This window comes from Stenotrophomonas maltophilia, from assembly GCF_013464485.1.
GTDB classification, from domain to species: Bacteria; Pseudomonadota; Gammaproteobacteria; order Xanthomonadales; family Xanthomonadaceae; genus Stenotrophomonas; species Stenotrophomonas maltophilia_AW.
In genome coordinates, this window is sequence record NZ_RAUX01000028.1 from 81,915 (window position 1) to 99,282 (window position 17,368).

At 65.7% G+C, this 17,368-nt stretch carries 15 protein-coding genes; 2 read left to right on the forward strand and 13 right to left on the reverse strand.

Annotated features, from left to right (window positions below; all coding sequences use genetic code 11):
• Positions 1 to 4 precede the first annotated feature (4 nt).
• On the forward strand, positions 5 to 3,208 hold the full coding sequence (locus tag D7Y61_RS12575; protein WP_180866512.1) for an efflux RND transporter permease subunit: 3,204 nt from the start codon (positions 5 to 7) through the stop codon (positions 3,206 to 3,208).
• A 98-nt stretch (positions 3,209 to 3,306) separates the two neighbouring features.
• Here D7Y61_RS12575 and D7Y61_RS12580 read toward each other — a convergent pair whose 3' ends face one another.
• The 10 genes from D7Y61_RS12580 to D7Y61_RS12625 all read right to left on the reverse strand — a co-directional run bounded on the left by D7Y61_RS12580 (position 3,307) and on the right by D7Y61_RS12625 (position 12,681).
• Positions 3,307 to 4,194, reverse strand: a complete 888-nt coding sequence (locus D7Y61_RS12580; RefSeq protein WP_180866513.1) for a DUF6414 family protein — start codon at positions 4,192 to 4,194, stop codon at positions 3,307 to 3,309.
• Positions 4,195 to 4,223: 29 nt separating this feature from the next.
• A complete protein-coding gene (locus D7Y61_RS12585) occupies positions 4,224 to 5,996 on the reverse strand; it encodes a DUF885 family protein (RefSeq protein WP_180866514.1) in 1,773 nt (590 codons plus the stop codon).
• 536 nt (positions 5,997 to 6,532) lie between these two features.
• Positions 6,533 to 6,880: a lipid-A-disaccharide synthase N-terminal domain-containing protein gene (locus D7Y61_RS12590; RefSeq protein WP_162292089.1), complete on the reverse strand. Its 348-nt coding sequence runs from the start codon at positions 6,878 to 6,880 to the stop codon at positions 6,533 to 6,535.
• Positions 6,880 to 7,602, reverse strand: a complete 723-nt coding sequence (locus D7Y61_RS12595) for a glycosyltransferase family 2 protein (RefSeq protein WP_005420380.1) — start codon at positions 7,600 to 7,602, stop codon at positions 6,880 to 6,882. The genes D7Y61_RS12590 and D7Y61_RS12595 overlap by 1 nt, the downstream gene beginning before the upstream one ends.
• An 89-nt stretch (positions 7,603 to 7,691) precedes the next feature.
• On the reverse strand, positions 7,692 to 8,657 hold the full coding sequence (locus D7Y61_RS12600) for an NAD-dependent epimerase/dehydratase family protein (protein ID WP_180866515.1): 966 nt from the start codon (positions 8,655 to 8,657) through the stop codon (positions 7,692 to 7,694).
• Positions 8,658 to 8,703: 46 nt separating this feature from the next.
• A complete protein-coding gene (locus D7Y61_RS12605; RefSeq protein ID WP_032128474.1) occupies positions 8,704 to 9,444 on the reverse strand; it encodes a suppressor of fused domain protein in 741 nt (246 codons plus the stop codon).
• 125 nt (positions 9,445 to 9,569) lie between these two features.
• The gene (locus D7Y61_RS12610; RefSeq protein WP_032128473.1) at positions 9,570 to 10,493 is read right to left on the reverse strand and encodes a ParB/RepB/Spo0J family partition protein; all 924 of its coding nucleotides are present in this window, start codon (positions 10,491 to 10,493) and stop codon (positions 9,570 to 9,572) included.
• Positions 10,493 to 11,290, reverse strand: a complete 798-nt coding sequence (locus D7Y61_RS12615) for a ParA family protein (protein ID WP_005411653.1) — start codon at positions 11,288 to 11,290, stop codon at positions 10,493 to 10,495. The genes D7Y61_RS12610 and D7Y61_RS12615 overlap by 1 nt, the downstream gene beginning before the upstream one ends.
• A 113-nt stretch (positions 11,291 to 11,403) precedes the next feature.
• Positions 11,404 to 12,042, reverse strand: coding sequence for a 16S rRNA (guanine(527)-N(7))-methyltransferase RsmG (gene rsmG / locus D7Y61_RS12620; RefSeq protein ID WP_180866516.1), 639 nt, complete (start codon positions 12,040 to 12,042; stop codon positions 11,404 to 11,406).
• A 39-nt stretch (positions 12,043 to 12,081) separates the two neighbouring features.
• On the reverse strand, positions 12,082 to 12,681 hold the full coding sequence (locus D7Y61_RS12625; RefSeq protein ID WP_180866517.1) for a 4'-phosphopantetheinyl transferase family protein: 600 nt from the start codon (positions 12,679 to 12,681) through the stop codon (positions 12,082 to 12,084).
• An 84-nt stretch (positions 12,682 to 12,765) separates the two neighbouring features.
• Between D7Y61_RS12625 and D7Y61_RS12630 the strand changes: the two genes are divergently transcribed.
• Positions 12,766 to 13,017 carry a GlsB/YeaQ/YmgE family stress response membrane protein gene (locus tag D7Y61_RS12630; protein ID WP_005411656.1) on the forward strand — a complete coding sequence of 84 codons (252 nt, stop codon included), beginning with the start codon at positions 12,766 to 12,768 and terminating at the stop codon, positions 13,015 to 13,017.
• A gap of 72 nt (positions 13,018 to 13,089) precedes the next feature.
• On the opposite strand, the gene xth is transcribed toward D7Y61_RS12630, so the two are convergent.
• From xth to D7Y61_RS12645, 3 genes are all read right to left on the reverse strand, one after another.
• Positions 13,090 to 13,857, reverse strand: a complete 768-nt coding sequence (xth, locus tag D7Y61_RS12635; RefSeq protein ID WP_180866518.1) for an exodeoxyribonuclease III — start codon at positions 13,855 to 13,857, stop codon at positions 13,090 to 13,092.
• Positions 13,858 to 13,991: 134 nt separating this feature from the next.
• On the reverse strand, positions 13,992 to 15,401 hold the full coding sequence (locus D7Y61_RS12640) for a coniferyl aldehyde dehydrogenase (protein WP_180866519.1): 1,410 nt from the start codon (positions 15,399 to 15,401) through the stop codon (positions 13,992 to 13,994).
• A 203-nt stretch (positions 15,402 to 15,604) separates the two neighbouring features.
• Positions 15,605 to 17,269: an MFS transporter gene (locus tag D7Y61_RS12645; protein ID WP_180866520.1), complete on the reverse strand. Its 1,665-nt coding sequence runs from the start codon at positions 17,267 to 17,269 to the stop codon at positions 15,605 to 15,607.
• Positions 17,270 to 17,368: the final 99 nt, after the last annotated feature.

Genomic DNA, 17,368 nt, shown 5'->3' on the forward strand with positions numbered 1-17,368 from the left:
GACCATGTTCAAGCTGATCATTGAAACAGCGGTGCGCCACCGCTGGCTGGTGGTGTTCATGGCGGCGCTGATCGCTGCCGTGGGCCTGTTCCAGCTGGGCAAGCTGCCGATCGACGCGGTGCCGGACATCACCAACCGCCAGGTGCAGATCAACACGGTGGCACCTGCACTGACCCCGGAACAGATCGAGCGGCAGGTGACCTATCCGCTGGAAACCGCGCTGGCCGGCATTCCCGGCCTGACCACCACGCGTTCGCTGTCGCGCAATGGCTTCTCGCAGGTCACCGCGATCTTCACCGATGCGACCGACATCTACTTCGCGCGTCAGCAGGTGGCCGAACGCATGCGCGAGGCATCGGAAGACCTGCCCGATGGCGCGTCGCCGATGCTGTCGCCGGTCACCACAGGCCTCGGCGAAGTGCTGATGTGGACGGTGGACTTCACGGCGTTCGATCCGGCCAGGCTGGCCAAGCCCGGTGAAGCGGGTTGGCAGGCCGGCGAGGTCTACCGCACGCCGGAAGGCAACCTGCTTCGCACGCCGGAAGAACGTGCCACCTACCTGCGCACCGTGCAGGACTGGATCATCGCGCCGCAGATGCGTTCCAGCCCGGGGCTGGCCGGCGTCGATACGGTCGGCGGCTACGTCAAGGAATACGGCGTGCATCCGGACAGTGCCAAGCTGGCCGCGCACGGCCTCGGCCTGGCCGACCTGGTCACTGCCCTGCAGCGTTCCAACGTGCAGGCCGGTGCCGGTTTCGTGCAGCGTGCCGGCGAGGGCCTGGTGGTACGTGCTGACGGCCTGGCGCTGACCACCGACGACCTGGCACAGGCCCCGGTGGCCACCCGCAATGGCGTGGTGGTGCGCGTGGCCGATGTGGCCGAGGTCGAGCTGAGCCGCGCGCCACGCCTGGGTGCGGCCAGCCGCAACGGCCACGAAGCTGTGCTCGGCACCGCGCTGATGATCGCCGGCGGCAACAGCCGCACCGTGGCGCAGGCAGCTGCGGCGCGCCTGGAACAGGTGAACAAATCGCTGCCGGCCGACATCGTGGCGGCACCGGTGCTGGACCGCAGCGTGCTGGTCAATTCCACCATCAAGACCGTGGCCAGGAACCTCACCGAGGGCGCACTGCTGGTGGTGGTGGTGCTGTTCCTGCTGCTGGGCAACCTGCGTGCGGCAACGATCACCGCGCTGGTCATTCCGCTGTCGTTCCTGTTCGCAGTCATCGGCATGAACCGCTTCGGCATCAGCGGCAACCTGATGAGCCTGGGTGCGCTGGACTTCGGCATCCTGGTGGACGGTGCGGTGATCGTGGTCGAGTCGACGCTGCTGATGCTGGGCCAGCGTCGTGCCGAACTGGGCCGTGCGTTGACCGCGATGGAACGCCTGCGCGTGGCCGCCGATTCGGCCATGAAGATGGCGCGCCCGGCGGCCTTTGGCCAGCTGATCATCCTGCTGGTGTTCGCGCCGATCCTTACCCTGGAAGGCGTGGAGGGCAAGACGTTCCACCCGATGGCGGCCACGTTCATGCTGGCCCTGGTCGGTGCCTTCATCTTCTCCTTCACCTTCGTGCCGGCGATGACCGCACTGCTGGTGCGCGAGCCCAAGTTGAAGGACGGCGATGCACATGCTGACGATGGCGAGCACGAGACCAAGCTGATCCGCGTGCTGCGTGCGCGCATCGAACCAGTGGTGCGCAAAGCCGTGGCGCATCCGCGCACGGTGCTGGCCGGTGCGGTGATGATGGTGGTGGTGGGCATCGGCGCGTTCTCGCTGCTGGGCCGCGAGTTCATGCCGACGCTGGACGAAGGCAACGTGGCGATGCAGGCCCTGCGCGTGCCGTCGACCTCACTGGAGCAGTCGCTGGCAATGCAGCTGGCACTGGAAAAGGCGATTGCCAAACAGCCGGAAGTGGAAACCGTGTTCTCGCGCACCGGTACCGCCGAGGCGGCGATCGACCCGATGCCGACCAACATCTCCGACAGCGTGATCGTGCTCAAGCCACGCAAGGACTGGCCGGATCCGAAGCTGGGCAAGGATGCACTGGTGGCACGCTTCGAGAAGCTGGCCGGGCAGCAGCTGGGCAACAGTTTCGAGTTCAGCCAGCCGATCGAGCTGCGCTTCAACGAGCTGATTTCCGGCGTGCGTACCGACCTGGCGGTGATGATCTTCGGCGATGACTTCAGCCAGCTGCAGAAAGTGGCCGACCAGGTGGCGTTGAAGCTGCGTGCGGTGAACGGTGCGGCCGACGTGCGGGTGGAACAGATCTCCGGCCTGCCCACGCTCAATGTGGCCATCGACCACGTGGCGGCGGCGCAGTACGGCCTGACTGCCGCGGACGTGAGTGATGCGCTGTCCACCGGCATTGGTGGCACGGCGGCCGGCAAGATCTTCGAAGGTGATCGCCGCTTCAACGTGGTGGTGCGCCTGGACGATGCCTCGCGCAACGATCCGGACCAGTTGGCGTCGTTGCCGATTGCTACGCCATCGGGGCTGGTGATTCCGCTGTCGTCGGTCGCGCGCATCACGGTCAGCGAAGGGCCAAACCAGATCAGCCGCAACAACGGCAGCCGCCGCGTGGTGGTGCAGGCAAACGTGCGCGGCCGCGACCTGGGCGGCTTCGTCGGCGAAGCGCAGGCAGCGGTGGCCGACGTGGCACTGCCGCCGGGTGCCTACCTGACCTGGGGTGGCCAGTTCGAGAACCTGCAGCGCGCGGAAAAGCGGCTGGCGACGGTGGTACCGGTGGTATTCCTGCTGATCGGCAGCCTGCTGTTCATGGCGCTGCGCAGCGGCAAGGAAGCCATTCTGGTGTTCAGCTGCGTGCCGTTGGCGCTGGTCGGCGGCATTCTCGCGCTGTTGCTGCGTGGCATGCCGTTTTCGGTGTCGGCGGCGGTTGGTTTCATCGCCGTGTCCGGCGTGGCCACCTTGAACGGCCTGGTGCTGATGCAGGCGATCCGCGAGCGCCTGGATGCCGGTGACCTGCCGCTGCAGGCGGCGATCAACGGTGCATCGAGCCGTATCCGTGCGGTGCTGACCACGGCACTGGTGGCGATCGTCGGCTTCATTCCGATGGCGATCGCCAGCGGTTCCGGTGCGGAGGTGCAGAAGCCGCTGGCGACGGTGGTGATCGGTGGCCTGATCACCGCCACCGTGCTGACCCTGCTGGTGCTGCCGACCTTTGCAGCACGCGTGGCCAAGCCGCGGGCCTAGCGCCACTAGGTTTGGTACCGGAATTGGTATGCGGTAAGACGTGCGCTTGCCGCATACCTACTTACGGACTCTCGACAGTAAAGCCGGCAGCTTGGCCGTCAAGCATAGATCGCGATTGGCAGCACCTGTATCGCAGGGCCTTCAATCTGCCAGCGCACTTCCGGCATCGAGAACCCATGTTCGCTTCCGAGCCCTCTAAACATGTCGCTGAGGCTTTCACGGAGGTGCCGAGGAAGGTTTGATAGCACATTGTTTCTGATGAGACTTATTGAATCACTTGGATCTGAAACACTGCGTATTACCTTGCCAAGGACCTTAAATCTGCCATCGACCAAGTCGGACATCATCGGATCATTCAGCGATGACTTTTCAAGTGTGACGACAGCCGTGACTCCAGCGCTGGATTTGCTAGTGATCAAGTCAATTGTATTTCCTGACTTCAGGCTCTCCGAAAAACCATCAATTTGAACTTTTAACCTCTTGTTCTCATTGATCGAACTACCGCCCTTTCCTTTCGGACTCTGCTTAGGGGAGTCATCAAATAGGACTGCAATGTCCATGATCCTAGACATCCCATCAATAGCCTCGAGAACGGGATTCTTCAGAAGAGAGGCCTCAAACTCAATGAATTCTCCTGACCTCGGTTCGCAACCATCCTCCAGACTTGAGATGGCACCTCTTTCATTCAGGCTGTTTCTTAGCTGGTAAAGAAGCGAGGCGGGAGTGTGCACCCTTTCTTCCGATATTTCTTCTTCCACCGCTCGCGACCCCGAACTACTCCTTTTCCCGGAGAGATCCACCTTGAGAAGGCTGGCAAGTGCTTCGCTCAGTGCAAATGACGCACCGATCTCTCTTTTAACATCATGAGATTTGCTGCTTGTTTGAGAAACGGCCCTCACAGTGCTAAGCCCACCTTGTAGCATTGCAAGTAAATCGAAAACCAGTCTTTGATTGAGATAGACCGGAACGAGAAGTTGCTTGTCCATTTTTTATCCATTTTTCAGTAAAGGGACAATCAGGCCTTCTTGCGTTCGGCGATGTAGGCTTGGATCTGCTGTTCCAGCACCGGCAGGGGCACCGAGCCCTGCTTGAGCAGGGTGTCGTGGAAGCCCTTGATGTCGAACTTGTCGCCCAGCTCCTTCTCGGCCTGCGCGCGCAGGCGCACGATGGCGATCTCGCCCAGCTTGTAGCTCAGCGCCTGGCCCGGCCAGGAAATGTAGCGGTCCACTTCGGTGGTCACTTCATGCTCGCTCAGCGCGGTGTGGTCACGCAGGTAGGCCAAGGCCTGCTCGCGAGTCCAGCCCTTGCTGTGCACGCCGGTATCGATCACCAGACGCGTGGCGCGCCACATTTCGTAGGTCAAGCGGCCGAAATCCTCGTACGGGGTTTCGTAGATACCCATCTCCACGCCCAGCTTCTCGCAGTACAGCGCCCAGCCTTCGCCGTAGGCGGAGATGTAGGCGTTGCGGCGGAACTCGGGCAGGTTCTTCTGCTCGGCGGCGATGGCACCCTGCAGCGCGTGGCCCGGATCGGATTCATGCAGGGTCAGCGCCGGCAGGTTGTACAGCGGGCGCGACGGCAGGTTGTAGGTGTTGAGCCAGTAGGTGCCCATGCCACCGCGGCCGGCGGTCCAGAACGGTGCAATGTCCGGCGGCACCGGCACGATGGTGAAGCGCGCGCGCGGCAACGTCATGTACTTGCCGAGCTGACCGTCGGCCCGCTTGGAGATCCATGCGGCGCGCGACAGCAGCTCTTCCGGCGTCTTCGCATAGAACTGCGGATCGGTGCGCAGGAAGGTCAGGAACTCGGCGAAGCTGCCCTTGAACTTCACCTGCTTGATGATGTCGTTCATTTCCTTCTGGATGCGTGCGACTTCATCCAGACCGATGCGATGGATCTCGTCCGGCGACAGGTCCAGCGTAGTGTATTCGTGGATCTGCTGCTTGTAGTACGCCTTGCCGTCCGGCATCGCTTCGGCGGCCAGCGTGGTACGCGCCTGCGGCACGTACTCGCTGACGAAGAAGGTGCGCAGCTGCTGGAACGCCGGCACCACCTTGCCACTGATTGCTTCGCGCGCCTGCGCCTGCAGCCTGGCCTGCTCTGCGGCCGGGATGCTGTTGGGCAGCTTCTTGAACGGCGCGTACAGCGGCGACTCGGTGGGATCCATCAGCTCGGCGACGGTGGCGATGGACACTTCGCGGCCATCGAGCACCGCGCGCGGCACGCTGAAACCTCGCTTCAGGCCGGCGCGCATGTTTTCGGTCTGCTGGCCGAAGTAACGCGGTACATCGTTCAGGCGTGCGATGTAGTTCTGGTAGTCCTGCACGGTCTTCATCTCGCGCCGGGCCATGAAGGACAGGTTGGACCAGAACGAGGAGTCGGCGTTGAACGGCATCTCGTAGCCACGCAGGCGCACTTCTTCGGCCAGGTTGAACACCTGATCGCGGTAGATCGCGTAGTTGACCTGGTTGTCGGGCGAGAGCGTCTTCGGGTCGATCTTCTTCAGTGCAGCCAGGGTCTCGTCCCACACCTTCAGGCGCGCCTGCTGCGCGGCCGGGCCGACGTCGGGCATGCGGGTGGCGTTGGCTGGCGCGTCCTCGTCCTCGCTGGCCTCGCCGCCGCCCTCCTGGCGCCACTTCCATTCCTTCTCGTACAGCGCGCGGAAGGCGGCATCGGCGGGCGATTCGGTGGCCACGCTGGCCGGTGCGGCGGCGGCGGGCGGCGCGGCCAGGGCTACGGCAGGGGCGGACAGGGCGATCAGCAGGGCAACGGCAAGACGGGTTTTCACGAGCACAGGTTCCCGGGAAGGCAGACCCCGATCATGGCACCGCTCACCGCCCGTGGCATGGGACGAAGGTCCTGCCTGCGTCGCAGGCAGGACCGGTAACCGGCCACAGGCCCCAACGCCGCAGGCGCGTGGTAGAGCCGACGGGGTAGAGCCGACTGTTAGTCGGCTGCTCTCCGGCCCAATGTGGCAAAGCCCGCGCTTCGCGCGAAAGTCGACTGACAGCCGACTCTACCCACGGCAGGCAGGACCGGGCATAGGCCACAGGCACGTGGTCGTGGTCGTGGTGGAGCCGACTGTTAGTCGGCTGCTCTCCGGCCCAATGTGGCAAAGCCCGCGCTTCGCGCGAAAGTCGACTGACAGTCGACTCTACCCACGGCAGGCAGGACCGGGCATAGGCCACAGGCACGTGGTCGTGGTCGTGGTGGAGCCGACTGTTAGTCGGCTGCTCTCCAGCCCAATGTGGCAAAGCCCGCGCCTCGCGCGAAAGTCGACTGACAGTCGACTCTACCCTCAGCAGACCGAGCCCCCGCCAGCGCTCAGTGGCTGGCCCTGTCGCGCTTCCAGCCGCGGTGCTTGATATCCAGGTGCAGGCTGTACAGCGCGGTGAACGCCGGGAACAGGTTCTGCAGCACGCCCACCGAGTCCTGCTTGGCCGAAAAAAGGAAATAGCTCAGTGTCATCAGGCTGCCGACCACGCTCATGTACCAGAACAGACGTGGGATCACCGGCTTGCCCGCACGCTTGGAGGCGATGAACTGGACCAGCCAGCGGCCCCCGAACATCAGCGCGCCGGTATAGCCGATCAGCTTCCAGCCGGTCACATGCAGGCCGGTCCAGTACAACCAGGTCAGCGGCTGGTCGAGCCAGTGCAGCTCCAGATCCATCAACGCTCCTCCACCGCGGTGCGCTTGCTGCGGGTGATCAGCCAGGCCACGCCACGCAGGTCACGGATGCCAACCAGGGCGCGGCCGAGGTTGTTGTACTTGGAGACACCGGCGGTACGGTGGCGGTGGTTGACCGGCACGCTGGTGGTCTTCCAGCCGGCGCGCTGCATCAGCGCCGGCAGGTAGCGGTGCATGTGGTCGAAATACGGCAGGTCGAGGAACGCGCTGCGCTCGAACAGCTTGATGCCGCAGCCGGTATCGGGCGTATCGTCGCGCAGCATGCGTGCACGGATGGCATTGGCCCACTTGCTGGCCCAGCGCTTGCTGCCGCTGTCCTGGCGGTTGACCCGCCAGCCGGCAAACAGCTTCACCTGCGCCTCGGCCGCATCGCGCGCCGCCAGCAGCTTGGGAATGTCGGCCGGATCGTTCTGCCCGTCACCATCCAGGGTCGCGATCCACGGCGCACGTGCGTGCTTGACGCCGGTGCGCACGGCGGTGCTCTGCCCGCTCTGGTTCACATGGTGCAGCACCCGCAGTTCCGGGGTGGTCGCCTTCAGGCCCTGCAGCACCGCCAGGGTGTCATCGCGCGAGTGGTCGTCGATGTAGACGATCTCGAACGGAAGCCGTCCACGCAGTGCGGCGGTGATTTCGGCAACCAGCGGGGCGACATTGTCGCGTTCGTTGAACACCGGGACGACAACGGAAAGCTCGGGTTGACTCATAAGGCACTCGGCCAAAGGGGGACAAAGACCGCGCATTCTCCGAAGCCGAGGTTATCCGAAGATGAATCCGGCTGTGTGAGGATCCCTCCTCAGGCGCGGTCGCCAAAATACTCGCGGCACCACTGCACGACGGGGGGCAACCCTGCTTCGATCGGGGTCACCGCGTCGAAGCCGAATGCGTCATGGGCGCGCCGGGTATTGGCCATCGTGCGCACCATGTCGCCCGGCTGCATCGGCTTGTAGACCTTCTGCGCGGGGCGACCGGCGGCCTGCTCGATCACGCTGATGAAGCGCTCCAGCTCGACCGGCGTATGGTTGCCGAGGTTGAACACCCGGTGCGGTACCGGACCATCGGCCGGATGCGCGAGCGCGCCGAGAATACCGGACACGATGTCGGAGACATGTGTGAAGTCGCGCTGCATGCGGCCTTCGTTGAACACGTCGATCGGCCGCCCGGCCAGCACCGCGCGCGAGAACAGCAACGGTGCCATGTCCGGCCGGCCCCACGGGCCATACACGGTGAAGAAGCGCAGGCCGGTGGCATGCAGGCCGTACAGCTGCGCGTAGGTGTAGGCCATCAGCTCGTTGGCCGCCTTGGTGGCCGCATACAGCGAGCGCGGCTGGTCCACGCGCTGGTCCTCGGAGAACGGCGGCGTGGCCGAATCACCGTAAACCGAGCTGCTCGACGCATACACCAGATGCTGCACGCCACGGTGGCGGCACAGCTCGAGCATGTTGACGAAGCCGACCAGATTGCTGTCGACGTAGGCCTGCGGGTTTTCCAGCGAATAGCGCACGCCCGCCTGTGCAGCCAGATGGATCACCGCGGTCGGCTTCACCTCGTCGAACAGCGCAGCCAGGCCCTGCTGGTCGGTCAGGTCCAGGGTGCGCAGGTCCAGCGTCGGGCACAGCGAGGCCACGCGGTCGCGCTTGATCTGCGGGTCGTAGTAGTCGTTGAAGTTGTCCAGGCCGACCACCGGCTGGCCCGCCTCCAGCAGCGCGCGGGCGGTGTAGGCACCGATGAAGCCGGCAGCGCCGGTAAGCAGGATGGTCATGGCAGGGGCCCGGAAGCAGAAATTCAGGCCCCTGATGTTACCGGTCTCAGAACAAACCGAAACGCTTCCTGGCGACGTTGACCCGGCCCGGCTCGATCACATCGTTGATCTGCTTCGCATCGAAGCGGTCGAGCAGGGCGTCGGCGCCCTTCTTCAGCTTCAGGTCCATCTCTTCCGGATACAGCGGAACCAGGCTCATGAAGCTGATGGTCCTGCCATCCTCCAGCTCCAGCGTGGCGAAGTCCTCCGGAGCAGTCACCGGCATCAGCACGATGGCACCGTCGAAGCCTGCTCCGGGCGCATAAGGCTCGCTGGGATGGCCGTTGGGAATGGTGTGGCCGAAGCCCAGCCACGTGTCGTACTCGTGCGGCAGCCGCGCCATGCCCTTCAGCAGGCGCACCGGCCAGTAATTGCGCTCGTCCTCGAAGGCGTCCTGGGACATCGGCCAGTCGGCCGGCAGGGTCACCATCAGCTCCATGTAGCGCGGCACATCCGCGTCCACGTCGGCGGGCACGGTCATCGGCAGGTCGCTCATGCCGGAGGTGACCAGGCGCAGGTACGGGCAGTGGTCATTGGCCGGCACCACGTGCACGTCAATGTGCACCAGGTCGGAAATGAGTTCGTGCAGGACCGTGGCGATCGGTCCGAGATGGCGCTCGATATGGCCGCTGATCGCTTCGATGTGCTGCTCTTCGCCGATGGCGAGCACAAAGTCCTTTTCGCGCCGGTGCCTCAGTATCTGGGTACCGTCCGGGCTGACGTCCTCGTACTCGTATTCGTTGCTCATGTCCTGCTCCCTGGATGGGCCACGGGCCGGAGAGCAGTGCATCCCCCGGCGCGCGCGGCGGTGCGTTCCCTGTCAATTACAGGACGCGGCAGGAACAGGCCGCCCCCCCTGTCTTTGCGCCGGGCTCAGCCCTGGCGCGTACGCAGCTTTTCCAGCACACCGTCCAGGGTATCCAGGTCGGTGTAATGGATGATCAGCTTGCCCTTGCCACCGCGGCCATGGCTGATCGCCACCTTGGCCCCCAGCGATTCGGACAGCTCGGTTTCCAGCGAGGCGATGTCGGCCTGCTGCACCTTCGGCGCGGCCACCGGGCGATTGCTGGGCACCTTGCCGGCGGCGAAGGCCTGCGCACGGCGCTCGACCTCGCGCACCGACCAGCCTTCATCGGCCGCTTCCTGCGCCAGCTTGCCGGCCAGCTCGGGGGCCAGGGTCAGCAGCGCGCGGGCATGGCCCATTTCCAGGCGGCGGGTTTCCAGCAGCAGGCGGATTGCCACCGGCAGCTCCAGCAGGCGCAGCAGGTTGGACACCGCCGCACGCGAGCGGCCGACGGCCTCGGCAGCCTCGGCATGGGTCAGGGTGAACTCGCTGATCAGGCGCTGCAGCGCCTCGGCTTCTTCCAGCGGGTTGAGGTCTTCGCGCTGGATGTTCTCGATCAGCGCCATCGCGATGACGGTGCGGTCTTCCAGCTCGCGCACCACCACCGGCACTTCGTCCAGGCCGGCCAGCTGCGAAGCGCGCCAGCGGCGTTCACCGGCGACGATTTCGTAGTTGCCCGCCGGCAGCTGACGCACCAGGATCGGCTGGATCACGCCCTGCGACTTGATCGAGTCGGCCAGCTCGGAGAGCTTGCCCTCGTCCATCTCGCGGCGCGGCTGGTACTTGCCCGGCTGCAGCTGTCCCACGGCCAGCTTGCGCAGCACTTCACCCGGCAGCGGCTCGATCACCGCGGTGGTGGCCTGCACCTGGCTGACCGCGCCTTTCGGGCCCAGCAGCGCATCCAGGCCACGGCCGAGGCCCCGCTTCTTGGCTGCCGGCTTGCTGCTGGTCATCAGACGGTCTCCACGGCCTTGGCGGCCTTGTTGCGTTCGTTGTTGCGGCGGATGATCTCGCCGGCCAGGCCCAGGTAGGCCACGCCACCGCGCGAGGCGCGGTCGTAGCCGACGATGCTCTGGCCATGGCTGGGCGCCTCGGCCAGACGCACGTTGCGCGGCACGATGGTGCGGAACACGCGGTCGCCGAAGTGCTCGGTGAGCTCGGCCGACACCGCGTTGGCCAGGTTGTTGCGCACATCGAACATGGTGCGCAGCACGCCTTCGATCTCCAGCGCCGGGTTCAGGCTGGTGCGCAGCGCTTCGATGGTTTCCACAAGCGCGCTGAGGCCTTCCAGTGCGTAGTACTCGCACTGCATCGGCACGATCACCGAATCGGCGGCGGCCAGCGCGTTGAGCGTCAGCAGCGACAACGCCGGCGGGCAATCGATCAGGATGTAGTCGTACTCGTCGCGGATCGGCGCCAATGCGCGCTTCAGGCGCTGCTCGCGCTCGCTCTGGCCCATCAGCTGGATCTCGGCGGCGGTCAGGTCGATGTTGCCGGGCAGCAGGTCGTAGCCCTCGGCAGTCTGCACGCGCACATCGGCGGCGCTGTTCTCGCCCAGCAGCAGGTCACAGGTGGAGGCGGCCAGCTCGCGCTTGTCCACCCCGCTGCCCATGGTCGCGTTGCCCTGCGAGTCCAGGTCGACCAGCAGCACGCGCTTGGGGGCGTTGGCCAGGGAAGCGGCCAGGTTGACGGCGGTCGTGGTCTTGCCGACGCCACCCTTCTGGTTGGCGATGGCGATGATGCGGGCCATGCAGGTGTGCCTCGTCGACGGATGGTTGGGACCGGTCATTATGCGTACAACCGGCCCCGGGCGGAAATCGTGAATCGCCAACCTCTTGTTCCACAAGGGGCTGGCGATGGCAATCAGGGACCTGTAACGGTGACCAGGTGGCGTTCGCCGGCCAGGCCGGGTACGTCCAGCGGGGTCACCTCGCGCACCTGCCAGCCAACCGGCAGCTCCGCGATCTCCTCATGGGGATAGACGCCCTTCATGGCCAGCAGTACGCCACCGGGGCGCAGCAGGTGGCCGCCGACGCGGACGATGCCGGCCAGGGTGTCCATCGCGCGCGCGGTCAGCTGGTCGTAGCGACCTGCCTCGTCCAGGGCTTCGGCGCGCGATTCGGCCACGCGGGCGTTGTCCAGGCCCAGCTGGCGCACGGCCTCGCGCATGAAGCGCGCTTTCTTGCCGTTGCTCTCCACCAGGGTGACCTGCAGGCCCGGGCAGGCGATCGCCAGCGGGATGCCGGGCAGGCCGGGGCCGGTGCCGAGGTCGGCCAGGCTGCCATCGGCCACGAACGGCTGCATCGCCAGCGAATCGAGCAGGTGGCGGGTAACCATCTCCTGCGGATCGCGGATGGCAGTGAGGTTGTAGGTGCCGTTCCAACGGTGCAGCAGGGCCAGGTAGCGCAGAAGCGGCGGCGCCAGCGCGGCGTCCAGGCCCATGCTGGCCAGGCCCTGTTCCAGCGTGGCGGCCACGCTGGCGGGAAGTGGGTGTTCGCTCATGCCGGCATTATCGCCGGTTTTGCACGCTGATTCCCCGCTTCAGTGTGGATACCAGGCCAATGCGGCGCGGAATTGCCCGGTGGCCTGCCATTCGTGCAGGTGCCAGCGCGCGGCCTCGCCCAGTTCCGGGTCGCACCAGCGCAGGTGCAGGGCGCCATCGGCCCCTGGTGCCAGCTGCAGGCGGTGCAGGCCGAACGAGATGCCCTGCCCATGCGCCTTCAGCATCGCTTCCTTTGCACACCACACGCGGAAGAACCAGTGCTCGCGTCCGGCCTCGTCCAGGCTTTCCAGCCAGGCCACTTCCTCGGGGTGGAAGAAGCGCTGCACGATCTCCAGCAGGCGCGCCCGCGGCCGCAGCAGCTCCAGGTCGACGCCCAGCCGCACGCCCTCGCCCAGCGCCACCAGCAGCACCTCGCCGCTGTGGCTCCAGCCGGTACCGTAGTGGGCCAGCGCGCCGCTCAGTTCCGGCCGGCCCTTGTCGTCGCGGACCAGCGGCAGCGTCTCCGGATCGGTGTCCAGTGCCTGTGCCAGTACCTGCCGTGCCTGCGGTTCGCCGCGATGGCCCGGCACGTGCGGGCGCCGCCAGACCGTCACCGGACCAAAGCGCCACGGGCCGTCGAGGGTGGCTGGCAGGCTCATCCGCACGCGCCCATCACACGATTGCACGACGGGTTCACAGCCCTGCGCGTCAACTGGTCACAGTTCCCCACCGGAGGTTCGATCATGGGCATCATCATCTGGCTGATCGTCGGCGGCATCGTAGGCTGGCTGGCCAGCATCATCATGAAGCGCGATGCCCAGCAGGGCATCATCCTCAACATCGTGGTCGGCATCGTCGGCGCGCTGATTTCCGGCTGGCTGTTCGGCGGCGGCATCAACGAAGCGATCACCATCCGCACCTTCCTGTTCTCGCTGATCGGTGCGGTGATCCTTCTGGCGATCGTCAACCTGTTCACCCGAAAGAGCATACGGTGATCTGAGGGTCGCGCCGGGCCATGCCCGGCAGGCGTTCCAGAACGGGCCCGGCAATCGTCGGGCCCCGTTCGTTCATTCCAATTGCACCCACGCCGGCGCATGGTCGCTCGGGCGTTCCCAGGTGCGCGGCTCGCGATCGATGCCCGCAGCCACCGCACTGCCCTTCAGCGCATCGGAGACCAGGGTCAGATCGATGCGCAGGCCCAGGTTGCGGCGGAAGCCGGCCGCGCGGTAATCCCACCAGCTGAACACCCCGGCTTCGTCGTTGTGCAGGCGGAAGCCATCGTGCAGGCCCAGCTGCAGCAGCTTGTTGAGTGCGCCGCGCTCGGCGGTGGAGGTCAGGATGTGGTTTTCGTTCCACACCTCCGGGTCGTGCACGTCGCGCGCGTCCGGGGCGATGTTGAAGTCGCCCATCACGATCAGCTTCGGGTGCCGCTGCAGTTCTTCGGCGATCCAGGCATGCACCGCTTCCAGCCAGCGCAGCTTGTAGTCGTACTTGTCGGTGCCGATGTCCTGGCCGTTGACCACGTACAGGTTGATCACCCGCAGGTCGCCGAAGGTACCGGCGATGACGCGCTTCTGCTCGTCCTCGAAGCCGGGGATGCCGATCTGCACGTCCTGCGCCGGCTCACGCGACAGCAGCGCCACGCCGTTGTAGGTCTTCTGGCCGGCGAACACGCTGCGGTAACCCGCGGCGATCAGCGCCGCATCGGGGAACTTGTGGTCCTCCAGCTTGGTTTCCTGGATACCGACGATGTCCGGGCCGAACTCCTTGAGCCACTGCTCCAGGTGCGGCAGGCGGACATTGAGCGAATTGACGTTCCACGAGGCGATCTTCATGGGGGCATTCTACCCGGCCCTGCTTTGGTAGACGCCAACCTTGGTTGGCGCATGGATGCCCCGCGTGCCAACCAAGGTTGGCACCTACCGGTAGTGCCGGCCGCWGGCCGGCAACCCGATGATCCCCGCCGGCGTTACCGCAGCAGGAACCGCAACAACCCCGCAATCTTCGAATACGGCGGCCGCAGCCGGTCGCTGGCCGCCCAGCGCGACTGCCACAGCACCGGCAGCCGCTTGCTCATCGCATCGAACCCGGCGCGGCCGTGGTAGGCACCCATGCCGCTGGCCCCCACCCCGCCAAACGGCAGGCCATCGGCGGCGAAGTGCAGCAGCGTGTCATTCACCGTCACCCCACCCGCCACCACCTGGCCGAGGATGCGCTCCACCGTCGCCGTGTCATGGCTGAAGGGATACAGCGCCAGCGGCCGGTCGCGGGACAGCACGTCGGCCAGCGCCGCCTCCAGGTCCGGATAGGCGCGCACCGGCAGGATCGGGCCGAAGATCTCCTCGCGCATCAGCTCCAGGTCGTCCGGCGGGTCCAGCACCACGGTCGGCACCAGCAGGCGCTCGCGGTCGGCACGTGCCTCATCCACCTGCGCCAGCGGAATGACCGGCACGCCGCGTTCGCGCGCCTGCGCCAGATAGCCCTGCAGGCGCCGGTACTGGCCGTCGTTGATGATGCGGGTGTAGTCGCCGGCATCGCTGAAATCGCCGTAGCGTTCGCGCACCTGCTGCTGCAGCGCCTGCACGAACTCGCGCTGGCGCGCGGTGTCGATCAGCACGTAATCCGGCGCGATGCAGGTCTGGCCGGCGTTGAACCATTTGCCGGTGGCCAGCCGCGCGGCGGCCTTCTCCAGCGGGAAATCGCGGCAGACGATCGCCGGCGACTTGCCGCCCAGTTCCAGCGTGACCGGCACCAGATGCTCGGCGGCGGCGGCCATCACCTTGCGACCCACCGCGGTGGAGCCGGTGAACAGCAGATGGTCCAGCGGCAGCGACGACACCGCTGCAGCCACGTCCGCCCCGCCCTGCACCACCGCCACACGATCGGGCGGGAACACACTGGCCAGCAGATCGGCCAGGAACGCACTGGTGCGCGGCGTGTGTTCGGACGGCTTCAGCAAAACATGGTTACCAGCGGCAATCGCGGTGGCCAGTGGCACCAGCGCCAGCGTGACCGGGTAGTTCCACGGTGAGATCACCCCGACCACGCCCAGCGGTGTCGGCCGCAGCTGCGCACGCGCCGGCCACAGCCGCCAACCGGCGCCCACCCGCTGCGGTTTCGACCAGCGCCGCAGGTGGCGACGCAGGTGGTCGATGGCCGACAGCACGCTCATGCCGTCGGCCAGCTTCGATTCGGTGTGGGCGCGGTGGCCGAAGTCTTCGGCGATGGCCGCAGCCATTTCGTCCAGACGCGGCTTCAACGCCTCGCGCAGGCGGCGCAGGTCATTCTCGCGCTGGTCCAGCGACGGGCGCTGCGACTGCCAGGCGCTGCGCAGGGTGTGCAGGATGGCGGGGAGGTCGGCTGGGGCGGTGGTGGTCATGGGCCGACTATACGGCGTGCCGCGCCATGTAACGGTAGAGTCGACTGTTAGTCGACTGCCCTTGGCGGGACATCTGGAAACCCCGCGCTGCGCGCGATAGTCGACTAACAGTCGACTCTACCCCGCCTCAATTCCCCYATTTCCACAAGCAGAAWGGCCGTGGTCTGCACCACGGCCTCTCCTTCATCCGATGAACATCATGCTTACTTGGTGATATCCACGTCCTTGGTCTCGCGCAGGAACAGGCCGCCGATCACCACGGACATCAACGCGATGATGATCGGGTACCACAGGCCGTAGTACAGGTTGCCGGTACCGGCCACCAGCGCGAACGAGATCGCCGGCAGGAAGCCACCGAACCAGCCGTTGCCGATGTGGTACGGCAGCGACATCGAGGTGTAGCGGATGCGGGTCGGGAACAGTTCGACCAGGTAGGCGGCGATCGGGCCGTAGACCATGGTCACGTACAGCACCAGCAGCCACAGCATGAAGATGGTGCCGGCGATGTTGATGCGTGCGCCATCGGCCTTGGCCGGGTAGCCGGCGGTGGTCAGCGCGGTCTTCAGTTCCGCACCGAACGCGTCGGCCTTGGCCTTGCCTTCTTCCTTGGTCAGGCCAGCGGCTTCATACGAGGTGACGCTGGCGCTGCCCACGTTCACCATCGCCAGCGAACCGGCGGCGGCGGGCTGCACGTCATACGGCACACCGGCCTTGGTCAGCGCGGCGGTGGCCACGTCGCAGGAGCTGGTGAACTTGCGCAGGCCGACCGGATCGAACTGGAACGAGCAGGTGTTCGGATCGGCCACGACCAGGGCCGGGGAGCTGCTGCGGGCCTCTTCGATGGCCGGGTTGGCGAAGTGGGTCAGGCCCTTGAAGATCGGGATGTAGGTAACAGCCGCCAGCAGGCAGCCGGCCAGGATGATCTTCTTGCGGCCGATACGGTCGGACAGCCAGCCGAAGAAGATGAAGAACGGCACGCCCAGCGCCAGCGCGGCGGCGATCAGCAGGTAGGAGGTGGTGGCATCGACCTTCAGCATGCTGCTGAGGAAGAACAGCGCGTAGAACTGGCCGCCGTACCAGACCACGGCCTGACCGGCCGCAGCGCCGAGCAGGACCAGCAGCATCAGCTTCAGGTTGCCGCCCTTCAGGCTGTCACGGAACGGCGTCTTGGAACCCTTGCCCTCGGACTTCATCTGCTGGAACAGCGGCGATTCGCTCAGCTGCAGGCGGATCCACACCGAGATGCCCAGCAGCAGGATCGAGACCAGGAACGGGATGCGCCAGCCCCAGGCTTCAAAGGCTTCATTGCCCAGGAAGTAGCGGCAGGCCAGGATGATCAGCAGCGACATGAACAGGCCGAGCGTGGCGGTGCACTGGATGAAACTGGTGTACAGGCCACGCTTGTCGTCCGGCGCGTGCTCGGCCACGTAGGTGGCGGCACCGCCGTACTCGCCGCCCATCGCCAGGCCCTGGGCCAGGCGCAGGATGATCAGGATCACCGGTGCGGCGAAACCGATCGAGGCGTAGTTGGGCAACACACCGACCAGGAAGGTCGAGATGCCCATGATCAGGATGGTGACCAGGAAGGTGTACTTGCGGCCGATGCGGTCGCCGAGGCTGCCGAAGAAGGCTGCGCCGAACGGACGCACGAAGAAGCCGGCAGCGAACGCCAGCAGGGCGAAGATCATGCCCGTGGTTTCATTGACACCACTGAAGAACTGCTTGGCGATGATGGCGGCGAGCGAGCCGTACAGGAAGAAGTCATACCACTCGAAGACCGTACCGAGGCTCGAGGCGAAGATGACCTTCTTGTGGCCCTTGGTCAGGGTGCCCGCTGGATTGTGCGGGCTTGATGCAGTGCTGGACATGGGACGTTTTCCCTCTGTAGATGCCGGCCTTGGCCGGCATTCAATCTAGGTGGGTGCCGACCTTGGTCGGCACTCAATTCAGTAGGTGCCGACCGTTGG

Coding starts and splice junctions, on each gene's coding strand:
- D7Y61_RS12575 (WP_180866512.1), top strand. CDS start 5: ATGTTCAAGCTGATCATTGAAACAGCGGTGCGCCACCGCTGGCTGGTG.
- D7Y61_RS12580 (WP_180866513.1), bottom strand. CDS start 4,194: ATGGACAAGCAACTTCTCGTTCCGGTCTATCTCAATCAAAGACTGGTT.
- D7Y61_RS12590 (WP_162292089.1), bottom strand. CDS start 6,880: ATGGATCTGGAGCTGCACTGGCTCGACCAGCCGCTGACCTGGTTGTAC.
- D7Y61_RS12595 (WP_005420380.1), bottom strand. CDS start 7,602: ATGAGTCAACCCGAGCTTTCCGTTGTCGTCCCGGTGTTCAACGAACGC.
- D7Y61_RS12600 (WP_180866515.1), bottom strand. CDS start 8,657: ATGACCATCCTGCTTACCGGCGCTGCCGGCTTCATCGGTGCCTACACC.
- D7Y61_RS12605 (WP_032128474.1), bottom strand. CDS start 9,444: ATGAGCAACGAATACGAGTACGAGGACGTCAGCCCGGACGGTACCCAG.
- D7Y61_RS12610 (WP_032128473.1), bottom strand. CDS start 10,493: ATGACCAGCAGCAAGCCGGCAGCCAAGAAGCGGGGCCTCGGCCGTGGC.
- D7Y61_RS12615 (WP_005411653.1), bottom strand. CDS start 11,290: ATGGCCCGCATCATCGCCATCGCCAACCAGAAGGGTGGCGTCGGCAAG.
- rsmG (WP_180866516.1), bottom strand. CDS start 12,042: ATGAGCGAACACCCACTTCCCGCCAGCGTGGCCGCCACGCTGGAACAG.
- D7Y61_RS12625 (WP_180866517.1), bottom strand. CDS start 12,681: ATGAGCCTGCCAGCCACCCTCGACGGCCCGTGGCGCTTTGGTCCGGTG.
- D7Y61_RS12630 (WP_005411656.1), top strand. CDS start 12,766: ATGGGCATCATCATCTGGCTGATCGTCGGCGGCATCGTAGGCTGGCTG.
- xth (WP_180866518.1), bottom strand. CDS start 13,857: ATGAAGATCGCCTCGTGGAACGTCAATTCGCTCAATGTCCGCCTGCCG.
- D7Y61_RS12640 (WP_180866519.1), bottom strand. CDS start 15,401: ATGACCACCACCGCCCCAGCCGACCTCCCCGCCATCCTGCACACCCTG.
- D7Y61_RS12645 (WP_180866520.1), bottom strand. CDS start 17,269: ATGTCCAGCACTGCATCAAGCCCGCACAATCCAGCGGGCACCCTGACC.